Origin of the sequence: Pseudomonas sp. 3HC3 (assembly GCF_044904505.1) — a bacterium.
GTDB lineage: Bacteria > Pseudomonadota > Gammaproteobacteria > Pseudomonadales > Pseudomonadaceae > Aquipseudomonas > Aquipseudomonas putida_Y.
Window position 1 is genome coordinate 197,247 of sequence record NZ_JADDRH010000005.1, and the last position, 18,108, is coordinate 215,354.

Here is an 18,108-nt window from a genome sequence, read left to right on the forward strand (position 1 = left end):
CCCCGGCAATTTCATGCCCTGAACAGATCCTGCTCCAGCACCAGTGTTTGCTGACCACTGTCCAGCCTCACCCGAGCCCCCAGCGGCAAGCATACATTCGGGTCACAATGCCCGCTGCGCCAGCCCGCCAGCACCGGCACCCCCAGCGGTGCAAACATATCCTCCAGCAACGGCGTCAGCGCCGCTGTGGTAATCCCGGCAAAGTCGCCCACCAGCACGCCTTTGATCCCCTCCAGCTTGCCTGCCAGGCGTAACTGGGTCAGCAGCCGATCCACCCTGTACAGCGGCTCGTTGACGTCCTCGATGAACAGGATGCAGCCCTGGGTATCCAGCTCGGCAAGCGTCCCGATGGTCGCACCCAGCATCGACAGGTTGCCACCCAGCAGCGGCCCGCTGGCTACCCCCGGTAGCACACTGTCCAAAGCGAAACCCTCCGGGTGCACGACCTGCTCGCCTGCCCTCACAAGCCCACCCAGCTGCGCCAACAACGAGGACTCGGTCGGTGGCAACTTGGCCCCCAGCAGGTCGGCATTGAGCATCCCACCATGGAAGGTCACCAGTCCGGTATGCCGGTAGATCGCTGTATGCAGCGCGGTGATGTCGCTGTAGCCGATCAGCGGCTTGGGGTTACGCCGGATCAGTTCGAAATCGAGCTGGTCAAGCAGGCGCATGCTGCCGTAACCCCCACGCATGCACAGAATGGCGTCAATGGCCGGATCGGCAAAGGCTGCGTGCAAGTCCTGCAGGCGTTGCTGGTCCGGCCCCGCCAGGTAGCCCTGCGCCTGCAGGGCACCCGGGTAAATACTGCAACGGTAGCCGCGGTCAACGAACCACTGGCTGACCTTGTGCGCATCAAGCCGCGCCGCGCCCGCCGGGGCGACAATGGCAAAGCATGCGTTGGCCGGCAGCGCGGCTGGCAGGGTGGGTTGGAAGGTTTTGGCGCAATACATCGCGGCTCCTTGCAGCATGGGACACAAACAAAAATGCCGATGCCGCCCTTGGGCGTGCATCGGCATATGTGGCTCTGCTCTTGGCTAGAGCATAGCTCAGAGCTTGATTTTGGCTTCGTGAGCCTGCTGGTCGGCGTGGTACGAAGAACGCACCAGCGGGCCAGAAGCAACGTTCTTGAAGCCCATCTTGTAACCTTCCTCGGCAAACCAGGCAAAGGTGTCCGGGTGAACGAAACGCTGCACCGGCAAGTGGCTGCGCGACGGCTGCAGGTACTGGCCGAGGGTAAGCATGTCGATGTCATGCTCGCGCATGCGGTGCATCACTTCGATCACTTCCTCGTCGGTTTCACCCAGGCCGAGCATCAGGCCCGACTTGGTCGGTACGTGCGGCACCAACTGCTTGAACTTCTGCAGCAGGTCCAGCGACCAGTCATAGTCCGAACCCGGGCGCGCGGCCTTGTACAGGCGCGGTACGGTCTCGAGGTTGTGGTTGAACACATCCGGCGGCTCTTGCGCGGTGATTTCCAGGGCAACGTCCATACGGCCACGGTAGTCCGGCACCAAGGTCTCCAACTGCACGCCTGGCGACAGCGCGCGGATTTCCCGGATGCAGTCAGCAAAGTGCTGGGCACCACCGTCACGCAGGTCGTCGCGGTCCACCGAGGTGATCACCACGTACTTCAGGCGCAGGTCGGCAATGGCAACCGCCAGGTTTTTCGGCTCGTCCAGATCCAGCGGCTTCGGTCGGCCGTGGCCAACGTCGCAGAACGGGCAACGACGGGTGCAGATGTCACCCATGATCATGAAGGTGGCGGTACCACCCGAGAAGCATTCGCCCAGGTTCGGGCAGGAGGCCTCTTCGCACACGCTGTGCAGTTTGTGCTTGCGCAGCAGTTGCTTGATGCGGTCTACCTCGGGCGACACCGGGATACGCACGCGAATCCAGTCGGGCTTCTTTGGCAGCTCGTCGGTAGGGATGATCTTCACCGGGATGCGCGCGACCTTGTCGGCGCCACGCAGCTTGACCCCAGCTTCCACCTTCTTCGGCGCTGGGCGCGGGGTGGCATCCTGGGTAGGTATCAGGTTCGGCACGGCTTCTTGCACAGTTGTCATATTCAGTCGATTCCGCCCGTGAGGGTCGTCTGCTCAGCGTAGTCGAGGTGCTTGACCAGCTGTCCGCGCAGCCTTGTCCTGACCTCGTCGAGTTCGATCGGGCCTGCCAGATCGCGCAGCTGGGTCATCGCCAGCCCCGCATAGCCGCAGGGGTTGATTCGGCGGAATGGCGCAAGGTCCATGTCCACGTTCAGGGCAAGGCCGTGAAACGAACGGCCGTTGCGAATTCGCAGGCCGAGGGAGGCAATTTTCGCTCCGTCGACATAGACACCCGGGGCATCGGGCTTGGCAGACGCCTGAACAGCATAGCTGGCGAGCAGGTCGATGAGGGCCTGCTCGATACGGCTGACCAGCTCACGCACACCAAAGCCCAGCCGGCGCACATCCAGCAGCAGGTAGGCCACCAACTGACCGGGGCCATGGTAGGTGACCTGGCCGCCGCGGTCGGTCTGCACCACCGGGATGTCGCCCGGCACCAGCAGGTGCTCGGCCTTGCCGGCCTGCCCCTGGGTGAAGACCGAAGGGTGCTCGACCAGCCAGATTTCATCCTGGCTGTCCGGGCTACGCTGCTCGGTAAAACGACGCATGGCCTCAAGCACCGGTTCGTAGGGCTGCAGGCCAAGATCGCGAAAACCGAGACAGGCGGGCATCAGAGCACCATTTTCACGATGCCGGTAGCGCGCAGGGCGCTGTTGATATCGTGCAGCTGGTTCTCGCTTTCGGCAACGATGTGCAATTGCACGGTGGTGTACTTGCCTTCCTTGCTCTGGCGCTCGGCCAGGGTAGAAAGGTCGACTTTGGCGTGCTTGCTGAGAATCTCGATGACCGTGTCCTTGAAACCGACAACGGTGTCACCGATGACCTTGATCGGGTAATCGTCGCAAGGGAATTCGATCTTGTGCGACTTGACGTCTGGTTCGCTCATGGCGGAAACGGCCTCGTAAGCCGTGGCAACAACAACACCCCCGCGGTATGCGCGGGGGCATGCAGGTCACGTATCAGTTGAACAACCCGTAGAAGAATAGACGGATGCTATCCCACATACGGCGGAAGAAACCACCTTCCTCGACGCCATCAAGGGCGATCAGGTCGGCGCTGTGAACCACTTTCTCGTCCAGTTTGACTTCCACTTTGCCGATCACGTCACCTTTGGCGATCGGTGCGGTGAGCTGCGGGTTCATGGTCATCGAAGCCTGCAGGCGCTTCAATTGGCCTTTAGGCATAGTCATGGTCAGGTCGTCAGCCAGGCCAGCCTTGACTTGGCTGGTAGCGCCCTTCCAGACCGGCGCCTGGGTCAGCTCGGTGCCCTTCTGGTAGAAGGTCTGGGTTTCGAAGAAGCGGAAACCGTAGGTCAGCAGCTTCTGGGTTTCGGCAGCACGCGATTGTTCGCTGTTGGTTCCGAAGACCACGGCGATCAGGCGCTGGCCATCACGAACGGCCGAAGCCACCATGCAGTAGCCGGCTTCGTCGGTGTGACCGGTTTTCAGGCCATCGACGGTCTTGTCACGCCACAGCAGCAGGTTGCGGTTAGGCTGCTTGATATTGTTCCAGAAGAACTCTTTCTGCGAGTAGATGGCGTAGTGAGCCGGATCGACGTTGATGATCGCACGGGCCAGGGTCGCCATGTCGTGCGCCGACGAGTAGTGCTCGGGGTTCGGCAGGCCGGTCGGGTTCATGAAGTGGCTGTTGGTCATGCCCAGGTCGGCAGCCGTCTTGTTCATCATGTCGGCGAAGGCGTCTTCGCTGCCGGCGATATGCTCGGCCAAAGCGACCGAGGCGTCGTTACCGGACTGGATGATGATGCCGTGCAGCAGGTCGCTGACCGATACCTGGCTGCCAACCTTGATGAACATGCGCGAACCGCCGGTACGCCATGCGTTTTCGCTGACGGTAACCGGGTCACTTTCACCGATCTGGCCGCGGCGGATATCCAGGGTCGCGATGTAGGCGGTCATCAGCTTGGTCAGGCTGGCTGGCGGCAGACGCTCGTCACCGTTGTTCTCGACCAGCACGTTGCCGCTGGACGCGTCCATGAGTACGTAGGACTTGGCGGCCAGTTGCGGTGGCGCCGGCGTCATCTGCTCCGCCGCGAAGGCGGCAGGCGTGATCAGCAGCAGTACAGGCAGGCAAAGTCGTTTGGCAAGGTTGGTGATGTTCATCCGTCTCTCGAAAATCGCTAATGGTCTGAGATGTTCCCTGGGCAAGATCATGTGCCCAGCGCCAGTCAGTCTAGTTTTATGGCCGTTGGCCTGGCCCGCGACAGTGCGGCTTTATGTCGCTGCGGGCAAAAGCTGTCATTGTACATGGCCGAGCCCGGCAATTCATGACAAAACCGACAGTTTGGTGTTGCCGTCTTCGCGGGCGCGCCCGCTCCCACAGTCAGTCTGCTGTGACCAGCTTGGCCTGCCCCAAGTTCGCCAGGCGAATGCTGTCTTGCGCTTGCTGGATCTCGCCCTGGCTTCCGATCGGCCCAAGGCGCACGCGGTGCAGGGTCTGCTGGTTACGCACGATCGAGCTGATGAACACGGGAGCACTGACCATGGTGCTGAGCTTGGCGCGCAGCAACTCGGCAGCGTCAGGGTTGGCGAAAGCGCCTACCTGCAAGAAACTGCCAGCGTTGCCGCCGGGCACGTTGTTGCCACCCACTTGCACCGGTACCACTGCCGCTGCGTGTTGTTGTGGCGGCGGGGTCCATTGCTCGACACGCCCGGTGCTGGCCGGTATTGCCTGGGTCTGCGCCACTTGCGGCTCCTTCAACACCATCGGCGGCGTTTGGCCACGCTGAGCCCACCACTGCTTCGGATCGATACCCTCGACGCGCACGTGCGCGGTGCCGATCTCGGCATAGCCGAGCTTTTTCGCCGCAGCATAGGACAAGTCGATGATTCGGTCGGAATAGAACGGGCCGCGGTCGTTCACGCGAAGGATCACGCTGCGGCCGTTCGCCAGGTTGGTCACCCGCACATAGGCCGGCAGTGGCAGGGTCTTGTGCGCTGCGCTCATGCCATACAGGTCGTACAGCTCACCGTTGGCAGTGTTCTGCCCGTGGAACTTGGTGCCATACCACGACGCCGTACCCTCGGCGCGATAGTTGCGCGAGTCCTGCATCGGGTAGTAGGTCTTGCCAAGCACGGTGTACGGGTTGGCCTTGTAGTTACCGGTGTGCACGGTCGGTGTGGCATCGGGGATCTTGTTCACATCCACGTCCCACCACGGTGCGCCGTCCTTGTGCGCCCGGTTGATGTCCAGGCCGGGCTGGCTACGCACGACGCTGCCACTGCTTTGCTGGGTCGGTCGATTGGAGGAGCAGCTGGCCAGCACCACGCCGACAGCGAGGCAGGTGAGCAGCTTGAAAGAGTTGCCAGAGATGATTGCGCGCATTACTTGACGCCCCGTACTTGAACCAGCTGTTCCGCAAGCTGATGTACCGCCATGGCATACATCACGCTGCGGTTGTAGCGAGTGATCGCGTAGAAGTTTTTCAGGCCCATCCAGTATTCAGGGCCACTCTCGCCCTCGAGACGGAAGGCGGTAACCGGCAGATCATCGCGCAGGGAATCATGAACCGACCAGCCAAGCGTGCGCAACTCCCCTACCGTTTTCACCGGTTCGATGCCGGTGGTCAGGCCTTCGTCGGCGCGCTCACCTTCCACCCTGGCGCGACTGACGACTCCTTCCCCGGCAACCCAACCGTGGCGCTTGAAGTAGCTGGCCACGCTGCCGATGGCATCGTCAGGGTTGTTCCAGATATTGATATGGCCGTCCCCGTCGAAGTCCACCGCGTAGTTGCGGAAGCTGCTTGGCATGAACTGCGGCAGGCCCATGGCGCCGGCGTACGAGCCCTTGAGCGTCAAGGGGTCGAGTTGCTCCTCGCGGGCCAGCAGCAGGAACTCACGCAGCTCCTTGCGGAAGAACTCGGCACGTGGCGGGTAGTCGAAGCCCAGCGTCGACAGGGCGTCGATCACCCGGTAGTTGCCGGTATTGCGGCCAAAAAAGGTTTCCACGCCAATGATCGCGACAATGTACTGCGCAGGTACGCCGTACTCCTGCTCGGCCCGCGTCAATACGGCCTCGTGCTGGCGCCAGAAGTCCACACCGCGAGCGATACGCGCATCGGTGATGAACATCGGCCGGTAGTCCTTCCACGGCTTGACCCGTTCGGCCGGGCGCGATATGGCGTCGAGGATCGACTGCTTGCGCTGCACCTCACGAAACACGCCCATCAGTTGCTCAGGCGCAAAACCATAGTCGCGGCTCATTTCGCCAACAAACGCAGCTACCTGCGGCGAGCCTTCGTATTCGCCGGCATGGGCCAGCTGTACAGCGCCGAACAGGCCCACCGCACCAATCCAAGGCGCACAACGGGCAGCCCAGTTACGCACTGCTTGCATGAAATTGTTCACCTTATTCAAACCTGCGCGATCCACTTGCGGTGCGTATGGATCGACATCAAAACGCCAAACGCTGACAGCAGCGTCACCAACGATGTTCCGCCATAGCTGATGAAAGGTAGCGGCACGCCCACCACGGGCAGAAGGCCGCTCACCATTCCGATATTGACGAACACGTATACAAAAAAGGTCATGGTCAGACTGCCCGCAAGCAGCTTGCCGAACAGGGTCTGCGCCTGGGCCGTGATCACCAGGCCACGGCCGATCAGCAGCAGGTAGACAATCAGCAGCAGGCAGATGCCGACCAGGCCGAACTCCTCGCCGAGCACGGCGATGATGAAGTCGGTGTGGCTTTCCGGCAGAAAGTCCAGATGCGACTGTGTGCCAAGCAGCCAGCCTTTGCCAAACACCCCGCCCGAGCCGATCGCCGCCTTGGACTGGATGATGTTCCAACCGGTCCCCAACGGGTCGCTTTCAGGGTCGAGGAAGGTCAATACCCGCTGCTTCTGGTAGTCGTGCATGACGAAGAACCACATTGCCACCGCGACGGGCACTGCTGCCGCCAGCACGCTGAGGATCCAGCGCCAGCGCAAGCCGCCCATGAACAGCACGAACGCACCGGAGGCCAGGATCAGCAGCGCGGTCCCCAGGTCGGGCTGACGCACGATCAGCATGAACGGCACGCCGATCAGCACCAGGCTGATCGCCACGTGCTTCAAATGTGGCGGCAAGGTGCGCTTGGAAAGGTACCAGGCGATGGTCGCCGGCATGATGATCTTCATGAATTCCGAAGGCTGGAAGCGGATCACCCCGGGGATGTTGATCCAGCGTGTGGCACCCATGGCGTTGTGGCCCATCACGTCCACCACCACCAGCAACAGCACCCCGGCCAGGTAGGCCAGCGGCGCCCAACGCGCCATGAAGCGCGGCTCCAGCTGGGCGATGACGAACATCGACACCAGGCCGATGCCAAACGAGGTGGCTTGCTTGAGCAGCAGGTCCCAGTTCTTGCCACTGGCCGAATACAGTACGAACAGGCTGCCGGCTGCAAGGGTCAGCAGAATGATCAGCAAGGGGCCGTCGATATGGATGCGCTGCAAAAAGCTGGCACGCCGACGCATCACATCCTCGCTGGAGAGCATGCGATCGAAATTGTTCATCACAGGGCCGATTCCTGGGTAACGGTGGCTGGCGCGAACTCGGGTTTGAGCCGGCCATTTTCGTCGAGCAGCCAGGCGTCCATGATCTGGCGTACCACCGGTGCGGCGACACCCGAGCCGGACTCACCGTTCTCGACCATCACCGAAACCACGATTTTCGGGGCTTCGGCTGGGGCAAAAGCGACGAACAGGGCATGGTCGCGGTGGCGCTCCTGGAGTTTGTTGCGGTCGTACTTCTCGCCCTGCTTGATCGCCACCACCTGGGCGGTACCGCTCTTGCCGGCAATGCGGTACTGGGCACCGGCAGCTGCCTTGCGCGCGGTACCGCGGGCGTTGTGCATCACCTGCTCCATGCCATGGGTGACCTTGGCCCAGTCAGACTTGTCACGCAGCACGATGTCTTCCGGCGGGTTGTCGTCTACCGGCGGCAGGCCTTCGATGGTCTTGGCCAGGTGCGGGCGGTTCCACACGCCTTTGTTGGCGATCAGTGCAGTGGCCTGGGCCAGTTGCAGCGGCGTGGCCTGCATGTAGCCCTGGCCGATGCCGAGAATCAGGGTTTCGCCGGGGAACCAGGCCTGGCGACGGGTGGCACGCTTCCATTCGCGCGACGGCATCAACCCGGCAGACTCCTCGAACATGTCGAGGGAAACCCGCTGGCCGATACCGAACTTGTTCATGTAGCTGGACAACCGATCGATGCCCATCTTGTGTGCAAGGTCATAGAAGTAGGTGTCGTTCGAGCGCATGATGGCGGTGTCCAGGTCGACCCAGCCATCACCGGAGCGATTCCAGTTACGGTATTTATGGTCGTAGTTGGGCAACTGGTAGTAGCCCGGGTCGAACACCCTGCTGCTGGCATTGACTACGCCACTGTCCAGGCCGGCAATCGCCACCGCCGGCTTGATGGTCGAACCCGGCGGGTACAAGCCACGCAGCACGCGGTTGAATAGCGGCCGATCGATCGAATCGCGCAATTCGCCATAGGCCTTGAAGCTGATGCCGGTGACGAACAGGTTGGGGTCGAAGCTCGGCTGACTCACCATCGCCAGCACTTCGCCGGTTCGCGGATCGAGCGCAACCACTGCACCACGCCGGCCTCCCAAGGCGGCTTCGGCAGCCTCCTGCAGCTTGATGTCCAGGCTCAGCACAATGTCCTTGCCCGGCTTCGGGTCGGTGCGCTTGAGCACCCGAAGCACGCGGCCACGGGCGTTGGTCTCGACTTCCTCATAACCCACCTGGCCGTGCAGGGCGTCCTCGTAGAAGCGTTCGATGCCGGTCTTGCCGATATGGTGAGTGCCGCTGTAGTTCACCGGGTCGAGCGTTTTCAGCTCTTTCTCGTTGATCCGCCCTACATAACCCACCGAATGGGCGAAATGCGCACCCTGCGGGTAATGCCGCACCAGCTGGGCCACCACTTCCACACCCGGCAGGCGGAACTGGTTTACCGCCACGCGGGCGATCTGCTCTTCATTGAGTTCGAACAGGATCGGCACCGGCTCGAATGGCCGGCGGCCTTGGCGCATGCGCTTCTCGAACAGGGCACGGTCGTCAGCGTCAAGCTCAAGCACTTCGACGATGGTATCTAGCACTTCCTGCCAGTTACCTGCACGTTCGCGGGTCATCGACAGGCTGAAGCTGGGCCGGTTGTCGGCAACGATCACCCCGTTGCGGTCGAAGATCAGCCCGCGAGTCGGCGGGATCGGCTGCACATGCACCCGGTTGTTCTCCGACAGCGTGGAGTGGTAGTCGTACTGGATGATCTGCAGGTAGTACAGCCGCGCGATCAGCACGCAAATAAGCAGCATGATCGCCACTGCGCCGACCACGACGCGCTTGCGCACCAGGCGGGCGTCTTTCTCGTGGTCCTTGAGACGGATCGGCTGCGACATCGGACTGCTTACAGACTCATTTGTGGTAAGGGTGCCCGGACAACACGGTCCAGGCGCGGTAGATCTGCTCGCCGATGAGTATCCTTACCAACGGGTGCGGCAAAGTCAGCGGCGACAGCGACCAACGTTGCTCGGCGCGTGCGCAAACCTCAGGCGCCAGGCCCTCCGGGCCGCCCACCATCAAATTCACCGTGCGCGCATCCAGGCGCCAGCGGTCCAGCTCGGTGGCCAGCTGCTCGGTACTCCAGGGCTTGCCATGGACCTCGAGGGTGACAATGCGTTCCCCTGGCTGCACCTTGCTCAGCATGGCTTCGCCCTCCTGACGGATCAAGCGGGCGACATCGGCATTCTTGCCACGGGTGTTCAGCGGGATTTCCACCAGCTCCAGCGACAGCTCGGCGGGCAGGCGCTTGGCATATTCATGCCAGCCTTCCTCGACCCACTTCGGCATGCGCGAGCCAACCGCAATCAGGCGCAGACGCACAGCGCTTTCCTCATTCGCGGTCTTTGAGCTTGTCGGAGTACTCGTGGGCATGGTCCGGGCTGTGGTGCTTGCCATCGGCGGCACGGCTTTGCTCGGCACCCTGCCACAGACGCTCAAGGTCATAGAACTGGCGGGCAGCGGCGGTCATCATGTGCACGATGACGTCGTTCAGGTCCAGCAGCACCCAGTCGCTGTCGCCCTTGCCTTCTTCACCCAGTGGCTGGGCGCCCTTGGCCTTGACCGCTTCACGGACCTTTTCGGCCATCGCGTTGATCTGGCGGTTGGAGGTACCGGTGGCAATGATCATGTAGTCGGTCAGGCTGTGCTTGTCGCGCACGTCGATGACCTGGATGTCCTGGGCCTTGACGTCTTCCAGCGCTGCCTTGGTCACTGCGACCAGTTCTTCGCCGTAAATTTTCTGCTTGGTCATATAAAACTCGTTCAACTCGTTGGATGAGGCGCCAGAGGCACCGTCAGTTGGGCACACGATACAGTTCGTGCGCCTCGATATAGGCCAGTACGGCGTCCGGCACCAGGAACCTCACCGATCTGCCGCTGGCCAGCAGCTGTCGGATCTGTGTAGCCGACACCGCAAGCGGCGTCTGCCAGACGAACGAAATATTTCCCGCCGGGCCGGACATGGCGGTGGGATCGCTCTCCGAGCGCGCAGCCAAGAGGTTGCGCAACTCGTCAGGGGGTTCTACGTCGGCATCCGGACGTTGCAGTACCAGGATGTGACAGTGTTGCAGCAATTCTTCCCAGCGATGCCAGGCGGGCAGGCCACAGAAGGCATCCCAACCCAGCACCAGGAACAGCTGGTCGTTAGCGGACAATTCGGCGCGGATCGATTCCAGCGTATCAATGGTGTACGACGGCTTGTCACGTTCCAGCTCGCGGGCGTCGACGCTCAGGCAAGCGACGCCCTGCACCGCCTCACGAACCATGGCCAGACGATCCTGCGCGGCCACCTGTGGCGTGTCGCGGTGGGGCGGCCGGGCGTTGGGCAACAGGCATAGCTCGTCCAGCCCCATGAACTCGGCCACTTCCAGCGCGCTGCGCAGGTGGCCGATATGCACGGGGTCGAAGGTGCCACCTAGAATGCCGATGCGCCGGACTGCCTGGGCCTTGCTCAACTCAGCAGGACCCCTGGCCGCGCAACTGGCCATCGCCGATCACCACATACTTCTCGCAGGTCAGGCCTTCCAGGCCCACAGGGCCGCGGGCATGTAGCTTGTCGGTGGAAATACCGATTTCCGCACCCAGGCCGTACTCGAAGCCGTCGGCAAAGCAGGTCGGGGTGTTGAGCATGACCGACGCCGAATCGACTTCAGCCATGAACTGGCGGGTTTCACCCTGGTGTTCGGTGATGATCGAGTCGGTGTGATGCGAGCCATAGTGGTTGATGTGTTCGATGGCCTGGTTCAGGCCGTCGACCACGCGAATCGACAGGATCGCATCGAGGTATTCGGTGTGCCAGTCGCTTTCGGTAGCCGGTTTGGCGCTGATGATGGCCTGGGTACGCTCGCAACCGCGCAGTTCCACGCCCTTCTCGACGAAGCGGCGGGCCATTTCTGGCAGGAAGCGCTCTGCCACTTGCTGGTCGACCAGCAGCGTTTCCATGGCCCCGCAGATGCCGTAGCGGTAGGTCTTGGCGTTGAAGGCCACATTCCAGGCCTTGTCCAGGTCGGCATGCTGGCTGACATAGATGTGGCAGATGCCGTCCAGGTGCTTGATCACCGGCACGCGGGCATCGCGGCTGATGCGTTCGATCAGGCCACGGCCACCGCGCGGCACGATGACATCGACGAATTCCGGCATGCTGATCAGCGCGCCCACGGCTTCGCGGTCGGTGGTCTCGACCACCTGCACCACCGCCGCCGGCAGGCCGGCTTCGGCCAGGCCACGCTGAATGCAGGTGGCAATGGCGCGGTTGGAATGGATGGCTTCGGAACCGCCACGCAGGATGGTTGCGTTACCCGACTTGAGGCACAGGCTGGCAGCATCGATGGTCACGTTCGGGCGCGATTCATAGATGATCCCGATCACCCCCAGCGGGGTACGCATCTTGCCTACCTGAATGCCCGATGGGCGGTAGCTCATGTCGCGGATGGCACCGACCGGGTCCGGCAGGCTGGCCACCTGGCGCAAGCCGGTGATCATGCCGTCGATACGCGCCGGGGTCAGCGCCAGACGGTCGAGCAGTGCGGGCTCCAGGCCACTGGCGCGGCCGGCGGCCAGGTCCAGCTCGTTGGCAGCGGTGAGTTCGGCACGGGCGGCGTCCAGCGCGTCGGCGGCAGCCTGCAGGGCGCGGTTCTTCTGCGCGGTGCTGGCACGGCCAATGACCCGGGAAGCCTCACGGGCAGCGCGACCCAAGCGGGTCATATAGTCAAGAACGGACTCAGTCATGGGTTCGGTGTCTTGGCGAAGGGGAAATCGGCTGATTATAACTGCCGCGCAGGTGTACGCCCAGCGGCGGGTGGCGGATGGTAGAAAATGGATGGGGCAATGTGTAGGAAAGATGTAACCGGGGTTATCGAGATTTCCATCTCCTGTTGCGGCCCTTTCGCGGGCGCGCCCGCTCCCACAGGGATTTCACAAGGCTTGGAACTATGCACCACCAGTGGGAGCGGGCATGCCCGCGAAAGGGCCGACACTGCCAACATCACCATCCGATTCAGCCTCGATTAAGCCATTCATTGCTATCATCCCTGCCCCTCCAGCCACGAACAGCCCGCATGCCAGCCCTGCCCGACAGCTTTTTCGACCGCGACGCCCAGACCCTGGCCAAGGCCCTGCTGGGCAAGGTCATCCGCCACCGCCACGGCGACCTGTGGCTGGCCGCGCGGATCATCGAGACCGAGGCCTACTACCTTTCCGACAAAGGAAGCCACGCTTCGCTCGGCTACACCGAAAAACGCAAGGCGCTGTTCCTGGATGGTGGACACATCTACATGTACTACGCTCGCGGCGGCGACTCGCTGAACTTCAGCGCCCACGGGCCGGGCAACGCGGTGCTGATCAAGTCTGCCTATCCTTGGCAGGATATCCTCTCGGGGCCCGACAGCCTGGCGCAGATGCAACTGAACAACCCCGATGCAAGCGGCAAGCTACGCCCGCAAGAGCGCCTGTGCGCCGGCCAGACCCTGCTATGCCGGGCCCTTGGCCTGAAAGTGCCGCACTGGGACGCCCAGCGTTTTGACGCCGAACGCCTGTACGTCGAGGACTGCGGCAACGCCGTGCCCCGAGTGGTCCAGGCCGCTCGCCTGGGCATCCCGCACGGGCGCGACGAGCACCTGCCGTACCGCTTCGTCGACGCCGAGTACGCCCGTTTCTGCACACGGAACCCGTTACGTCGCGGCCAAGTCGAAGGCCGTGACTTCTTCATTCTCGAACAAGGAAGCTGAACATGGGCCAATGGCTCGACAGCCTGACCGGCTGGCTCAGCGCCAACCCGCAGTGGCTTGGCCTGGCGATTTTCCTGGTGGCCTGCATCGAATGCCTGGCCATCGCCGGCATTATCGTGCCGGGTACCGTACTGCTGTTCGCTGTTGCAGTACTGGCCGGCAACGGCGCCCTGAGCTTGGGAGAAACGCTGCTGCTAGGCTTTCTCGGCGGCCTGCTGGGTGACGCGTTGTCGTACACGGTGGGCAAGTACTTCCACCAGAACATCCGCCGCCTGCCACTGCTACGCCACCATCCGGAATGGATCGGCAGCGCCGAAAGCTACTTCCAGCGTTATGGTATCGCCAGCCTGCTGGTAGGCCGCTTCATCGGCCCGCTGAGGCCGATGCTGCCAATGGTCGCCGGCATGTTCGACATGCCCCTGCCGCGCTTCATCGCCGTCAGCCTGTTGGCGGGTGCCGGTTGGTCGGTAGCCTACCTGCTACCCGGCTGGGCCACCGGCGCCGCCATGCGCCTGCCCCTGCCGGAAGGCTTCTGGCTGGACGCCGGGATCATCGTTGGCGCCCTCGCGGTGCTGATCGGCCTGAGCCTGAACAGCAGCCTGCGAGACCAGCGACACGGCACTCGGCTGGTTGCCGCTCTCAGCTTCATCGCCCTGGCCGGTGTATTCCTCGGCTGGCCCTACCTCCATGAGTTCGACCAAGGCGTGATGACACTGGTCCAGGAGCATCGCAGCCAGGCCATTGACAGCACCGTGGTACTGGTGACACGGCTAGGCGATTTCCGCACCCAGTTCTTCCTCGGCGGCCTGCTGACCGGCCTGCTGCTGCTTGCCCGCCAGTGGCGACACGCATTTTTCGCCGCTGGCGCCTTGATGGGCACTGCGATCGCCAACGGCACACTGAAATGGCTATTTGCCCGGGCCAGGCCGGAAGTATTGACCGACCCACTGACCAGCTACAGCATGCCCAGCGGGCACAGCTCGGCATCGTTTGCGTTCTTCCTGGTGATGGCGGTGCTGGCAGGACGTGGGCAGCCACCACGGATGCGCCTGACCTGGGTGATGCTGGGATGCATTCCGGCGCTGTCGATTGCCCTGTCGCGGGTGTACCTGGGGGCGCACTGGCCAACCGACATCTTGGCTGGGGCCCTTCTGGCCTGCTGCGTGTGCGCACTCAGCCTGACATTGGCGCAACGCCAGCAGGCCCTGCCGGCTCTGCCGCTGCGGGTATGGTGGCTGGTGTTGCCGGCATGCATGGCGCTGCTGGCGTTCTTTGCCATGCATGCGCTGCCTCAGGCGTTGCTCAGGTATCAATATTGATGTCGCCTGTGCCGGCCTATTCGCGGGTGAACCCGCTCCTACGCAGGGGATCGCACTTCTTGTAGGCGCGGATTTACCCGCGAAGGGGCCGGCACAGGCAATACAGAACCATCAGGCGAACAACTCACCCTGAATCCGCTCCAACAGTTTCTGGATTTCCCCCAGCCGCTGCTGCGGCGAATCGAGAGTCAGCAGGTCCAACTTGTCTTCTTCCATGAACGGCAACAGGTACGCCAGCTGATTGGCCAGCGCCTGACGCCCGTCCACCGGGCGCGGCATGCCCAGCGCTTCGACCATGGGGTGCTCACCCAGAGCCACCAGCAGCGCCAATAGGTCGTCATCGGCTTCCAGCAAGGGGCTGTCGGCCTGCTCCGGCAGCCATTGCACCTGACCCACCAGCAACTGGTCCTTCTGCACCTCGGAGCTTTCCAGATTGAAGCGCCGCACGCCCTCGACGCGAATACCCAGCAAGCCATTATCCTGCTGCACGAAGTCGCGGATCACCGCTTCACAGCCGATCGAGGCGACCACCGGCGGCGCCTTGCCGACTTGTTCGCCCTCAAGGATGCACACCACACCAAACCCTTCGCCCTGCTTCATGCAGCGCCCGATCATGTCCAGGTAGCGCGCCTCGAAAATCTGCAAATCGAGAAAGCAGCCAGGAAACAGCACGGTATTGAGCGGAAACAGCGGTAGCGTCATCACAACTCCTCAAGCCACCAGGCTGACCGCCAGCGGCAGGAACACCGCTGTAGCCACCCCCATCAGGCTCATCGCCAGCGCGGCAAAGGCGCCGCATTCGTCACTTTCCTGCAGGGCCACCGAAGTGCCCACTGCGTGTGCGGTCACGCCCAGCGACATGCCGCGCGCCTCAGGGCTGTGCACGCCGAAGCGGCTCAGCAACGCCGGGCCGAAGATCGCCCCGATCACCCCGGTAATCAACACGAACACTGCTGCCAGGGCCGCCACCCCGCCAATCTGCTCGGCCACCAGCATGGCGATCGGCGAGGTGACGGACTTCGGCGCCATGGTCATCAGGATCATGTGCTCGGCACCGAACCACCAGCCCAGCACCAAGCAGCAGAGCGTGGCGAACAGGCCTCCGACTACCAGCGTAGTAAATGTAGGCCAGAACAGCTGGCGGATACGCCGCAGGTTGAGATAGAGCGGCACAGCCAGGGCCACAGTGGCGGGCCCCAGCAGGATGTTCATGATTTCGGTGCTTTTGCGGTACTCGCTGTAATCGATACCGCTCAGCAGCAACACGCCGATCACCAGCAGCATCGATACCAGTACAGGTTGCAAGAAGATCCAGCGGGTTCTCTCGTAGGCTGCCAGCACTACCTGATAGGCCCCCAGCGTAATGCCGATACCGAACAATGGGTGATGTATGACCGCATCGAGCGCGCCCTGCCAGTCGAACATCATGGCTGTTCCTCACGCTTGCCCTGGCGCTGGATGAGCTTCTGCATCAGCACACCGACGAACACCAGGGTCACCAGGCAGGAGATCAGCAAGGCCCCGACAATCGCCCAGAAGTCGGCGGCAATGTCCTTGGCATATACCATCACCCCAACTGCCGGCGGCACCAGTAACAGCGGCAGATAGCGCAGCAAGCTGCTGGCGGCCTCGTTCAGCGGCTTGCCAACCTCACCGCGGGCCATGAGGAAGCACAGCAACAACAACAGGCCGATGATCGGGCCGGGCAAAAACGGTACAAACAGGTGATTGATCGCCGTCCCCAGCAACTGGAACAGCACCAGCCAGGTCAAACCACGCAACAGCATAAGCATCTCCCTCGTGCATGGCCGCCATTATAAGCACGCGCAGCTAGAGACCGATATTCGCCGAAAAGCGGGCAACTTGACTGAAACGGTTCGCCGTGCTGATCTTGTACTTTCGTACCAACTGACAACCCGGAGAGTCCGCGATGCCCCATGTACCGGTTACAGAGCTTTCGCAGTACGTTGGCAAGGAGCTGGGCCACTCTGAGTGGGTGAAGATTGACCAGCAGCGCATCAATCTGTTCGCCGAGGCGACCGGCGACTTCCAGTTCATCCATGTCGACCCTGAGAAGGCGGCAAAAACCCCGTTTGGCGGCACGATCGCTCATGGTTTCCTGACCTTGTCGCTGATCCCCAAGCTAATCGAGGACATCCTCGTCCTGCCGCAAGGGCTGAAGATGGTGGTGAACTACGGGCTGGACAGCGTGCGCTTCATTCAGCCGGTCAAGGTCGACAGCCGCGTTCGGCTGAAGGTAAAGCTGGGCGAGGTGGTGGAGAAAAAGCCGGGGCAGTGGCTACTCAAGGCGATTGCCACACTGGAGATCGAAGGTGAAGAGAAGCCTGCTTATATAGCCGAGTCGCTGTCGCTTTGTTTTGTCTGATACATGCCCCAGGGGCTGCTATGCAGCCCCCGATCCACAAATCCCCCGCACTCGCGTAAACTGCCAGCCTTCGCGCAGCCTAGGGCTGCCCCTGTCGATTTATCAAAGGTGCCCGCCATGCCCTGGCTGCAAGTACGCCTGGCCATCAGCCCGGAACAAGCCGAAACCTATGAAGATGCGCTGCTTGAAGTAGGCGCCGTCTCGGTCACGTTCATGGATGCCGAAGATCAACCGATCTTCGAACCAGACCTCAACACCACCCCGCTGTGGTCGCACACCCACCTGCTGGCGCTGTTCGAGGCCGATGCCGACCCTGAACAGGTGTTCGCCCACCTGCGCCTGCTGACCGGCGCCGAGCTGCCCGAACACCAGGCCGAGGTGATCGAGGACCAGGACTGGGAACGCAGCTGGATGGACAACTTCCAGCCGATGCGCTTCGGTCGCCGCCTGTGGATCGTGCCCAGCTGGCACGATGCTCCGGAAAAGGACGCCGTGAACCTGCTGCTCGACCCGGGCCTGGCCTTTGGCACCGGCACCCACCCCACCACGGCCCTGTGCCTGGAATGGCTCGACGGCCAGCAGCTTGAAGGCACCCAGGTGCTGGACTTTGGCTGCGGTTCGGGCATCCTGGCTATCGCTGCATTGCTGCTGGGCGCCCGCGAAGCGGTAGGTACCGACATCGACGTGCAGGCCATCGAGGCTTCGCGCGACAACGCCCAACGCAACGGTATTGCCGACGAGAAACTGGCGCTGTACTTGCCCGAGCACATGCCGGCGATGCAGGCCGACGTGCTGGTTGCCAACATCCTCGCCGGCCCACTGGTGTCGCTGGCGCCACAATTGTCCGGCCTGGTTCGCCCAGGTGGCCTGCTGGCGCTGTCGGGTATCCTCGCCGAGCAAGGTGAAGAAGTGGCCGCCGCTTACGCCGCCGACTTTGAACTGGACCCGATCGTCGTGCGCGACGGCTGGGTACGCATCAGTGGTCGGCGTCGCTAAGCGGGCCTAGAATACA

20 protein-coding genes are annotated in these 18,108 nt (G+C 62.5%); 4 read left to right on the top strand and 16 right to left on the bottom strand.

Features of this window, described 5'->3' with window-relative positions; all coding sequences use genetic code 11:
• Window positions 1-11: 11 nt before the first annotated feature.
• From INQ47_RS11230 to INQ47_RS11290, 13 genes are all read right to left on the bottom strand, one after another.
• The gene (locus INQ47_RS11230) at window positions 12-950 is read right to left on the bottom strand and encodes an LD-carboxypeptidase (RefSeq protein WP_404701697.1); all 939 of its coding nucleotides are present in this window, start codon (window positions 948-950) and stop codon (window positions 12-14) included.
• A 96-nt stretch (window positions 951-1,046) separates the two neighbouring features.
• Window positions 1,047-2,063, bottom strand: a complete 1,017-nt coding sequence (lipA, locus tag INQ47_RS11235) for a lipoyl synthase (RefSeq protein WP_003249742.1) — start codon at window positions 2,061-2,063, stop codon at window positions 1,047-1,049.
• A 2-nt stretch (window positions 2,064-2,065) separates the two neighbouring features.
• Window positions 2,066-2,713 (bottom strand): lipoyl(octanoyl) transferase LipB, encoded by a 648-nt coding sequence (gene lipB / locus INQ47_RS11240; protein ID WP_028697854.1) that lies wholly within the window; start codon window positions 2,711-2,713, stop codon window positions 2,066-2,068.
• Complete coding sequence (locus INQ47_RS11245) at window positions 2,713-2,988, bottom strand: DUF493 domain-containing protein (protein WP_003249736.1); 276 nt, start codon at window positions 2,986-2,988, stop codon at window positions 2,713-2,715. Before INQ47_RS11245 ends, lipB begins: the two co-directional genes overlap by 1 nt.
• Window positions 2,989-3,061: 73 nt before the next feature.
• Entirely contained in the window at window positions 3,062-4,222 is a 1,161-nt protein-coding gene (locus INQ47_RS11250) for a D-alanyl-D-alanine carboxypeptidase family protein (protein ID WP_021784394.1), read from the bottom strand.
• Between the two features lie 220 nt (window positions 4,223-4,442).
• Window positions 4,443-5,444 (bottom strand): septal ring lytic transglycosylase RlpA family protein, encoded by a 1,002-nt coding sequence (locus tag INQ47_RS11255; protein WP_252460493.1) that lies wholly within the window; start codon window positions 5,442-5,444, stop codon window positions 4,443-4,445.
• Window positions 5,444-6,454 (bottom strand): lytic murein transglycosylase B, encoded by a 1,011-nt coding sequence (mltB, locus tag INQ47_RS11260; RefSeq protein ID WP_103443724.1) that lies wholly within the window; start codon window positions 6,452-6,454, stop codon window positions 5,444-5,446. The genes INQ47_RS11255 and mltB overlap by 1 nt, the downstream gene beginning before the upstream one ends.
• Before the next feature lie 17 nt (window positions 6,455-6,471).
• Window positions 6,472-7,575 (bottom strand): rod shape-determining protein RodA, encoded by a 1,104-nt coding sequence (rodA, locus tag INQ47_RS11265; RefSeq protein WP_252460523.1) that lies wholly within the window; start codon window positions 7,573-7,575, stop codon window positions 6,472-6,474.
• A 38-nt stretch (window positions 7,576-7,613) separates the two neighbouring features.
• Window positions 7,614-9,503, bottom strand: a complete 1,890-nt coding sequence (gene mrdA / locus INQ47_RS11270) for a penicillin-binding protein 2 (protein WP_252460495.1) — start codon at window positions 9,501-9,503, stop codon at window positions 7,614-7,616.
• A 16-nt stretch (window positions 9,504-9,519) separates the two neighbouring features.
• Window positions 9,520-9,987, bottom strand: coding sequence for a 23S rRNA (pseudouridine(1915)-N(3))-methyltransferase RlmH (gene rlmH, locus INQ47_RS11275; RefSeq protein WP_003249722.1), 468 nt, complete (start codon window positions 9,985-9,987; stop codon window positions 9,520-9,522).
• Between the two features lie 10 nt (window positions 9,988-9,997).
• Complete coding sequence (gene rsfS / locus INQ47_RS11280) at window positions 9,998-10,417, bottom strand: ribosome silencing factor (RefSeq protein ID WP_003249719.1); 420 nt, start codon at window positions 10,415-10,417, stop codon at window positions 9,998-10,000.
• A 43-nt stretch (window positions 10,418-10,460) separates the two neighbouring features.
• A complete protein-coding gene (gene nadD, locus INQ47_RS11285) occupies window positions 10,461-11,153 on the bottom strand; it encodes a nicotinate-nucleotide adenylyltransferase (RefSeq protein WP_404701698.1) in 693 nt (230 codons plus the stop codon).
• A complete protein-coding gene (locus tag INQ47_RS11290; protein WP_404701699.1) occupies window positions 11,122-12,393 on the bottom strand; it encodes a glutamate-5-semialdehyde dehydrogenase in 1,272 nt (423 codons plus the stop codon). Before INQ47_RS11290 ends, nadD begins: the two co-directional genes overlap by 32 nt.
• 329 nt (window positions 12,394-12,722) lie before the next feature.
• On the opposite strand from INQ47_RS11290, the gene INQ47_RS11295 reads away from it, so the two are divergent.
• Both INQ47_RS11295 and INQ47_RS11300 read left to right on the top strand, forming a co-directional pair.
• Window positions 12,723-13,391, top strand: a complete 669-nt coding sequence (locus INQ47_RS11295) for a DNA-3-methyladenine glycosylase (RefSeq protein WP_404701700.1) — start codon at window positions 12,723-12,725, stop codon at window positions 13,389-13,391.
• A gap of 2 nt (window positions 13,392-13,393) precedes the next feature.
• Entirely contained in the window at window positions 13,394-14,710 is a 1,317-nt protein-coding gene (locus tag INQ47_RS11300; RefSeq protein WP_252460503.1) for a bifunctional DedA family/phosphatase PAP2 family protein, read from the top strand.
• A gap of 111 nt (window positions 14,711-14,821) precedes the next feature.
• Here INQ47_RS11300 and INQ47_RS11305 read toward each other — a convergent pair whose 3' ends face one another.
• From INQ47_RS11305 to INQ47_RS11315, 3 genes are read right to left on the bottom strand one after another with little or no spacing between them, the layout of a single operon-like run.
• Complete coding sequence (locus INQ47_RS11305) at window positions 14,822-15,412, bottom strand: LON peptidase substrate-binding domain-containing protein (RefSeq protein WP_003249708.1); 591 nt, start codon at window positions 15,410-15,412, stop codon at window positions 14,822-14,824.
• 9 nt (window positions 15,413-15,421) lie between these two features.
• Complete coding sequence (locus INQ47_RS11310; protein ID WP_209963225.1) at window positions 15,422-16,138, bottom strand: LrgB family protein; 717 nt, start codon at window positions 16,136-16,138, stop codon at window positions 15,422-15,424.
• Complete coding sequence (locus tag INQ47_RS11315; protein ID WP_209963223.1) at window positions 16,135-16,497, bottom strand: CidA/LrgA family protein; 363 nt, start codon at window positions 16,495-16,497, stop codon at window positions 16,135-16,137. The genes INQ47_RS11310 and INQ47_RS11315 overlap by 4 nt, the downstream gene beginning before the upstream one ends.
• A gap of 143 nt (window positions 16,498-16,640) precedes the next feature.
• Here INQ47_RS11315 and INQ47_RS11320 point away from each other — a divergent pair, with 143 nt between their 5' ends.
• Both INQ47_RS11320 and prmA read left to right on the top strand, forming a co-directional pair.
• The gene (locus INQ47_RS11320; protein ID WP_019752601.1) at window positions 16,641-17,096 is read left to right on the top strand and encodes a MaoC family dehydratase; all 456 of its coding nucleotides are present in this window, start codon (window positions 16,641-16,643) and stop codon (window positions 17,094-17,096) included.
• A 117-nt stretch (window positions 17,097-17,213) separates the two neighbouring features.
• Window positions 17,214-18,092 (top strand): 50S ribosomal protein L11 methyltransferase, encoded by an 879-nt coding sequence (gene prmA, locus INQ47_RS11325; RefSeq protein WP_209963221.1) that lies wholly within the window; start codon window positions 17,214-17,216, stop codon window positions 18,090-18,092.
• The last annotated feature ends 16 nt before the right edge of the window (window positions 18,093-18,108 follow it).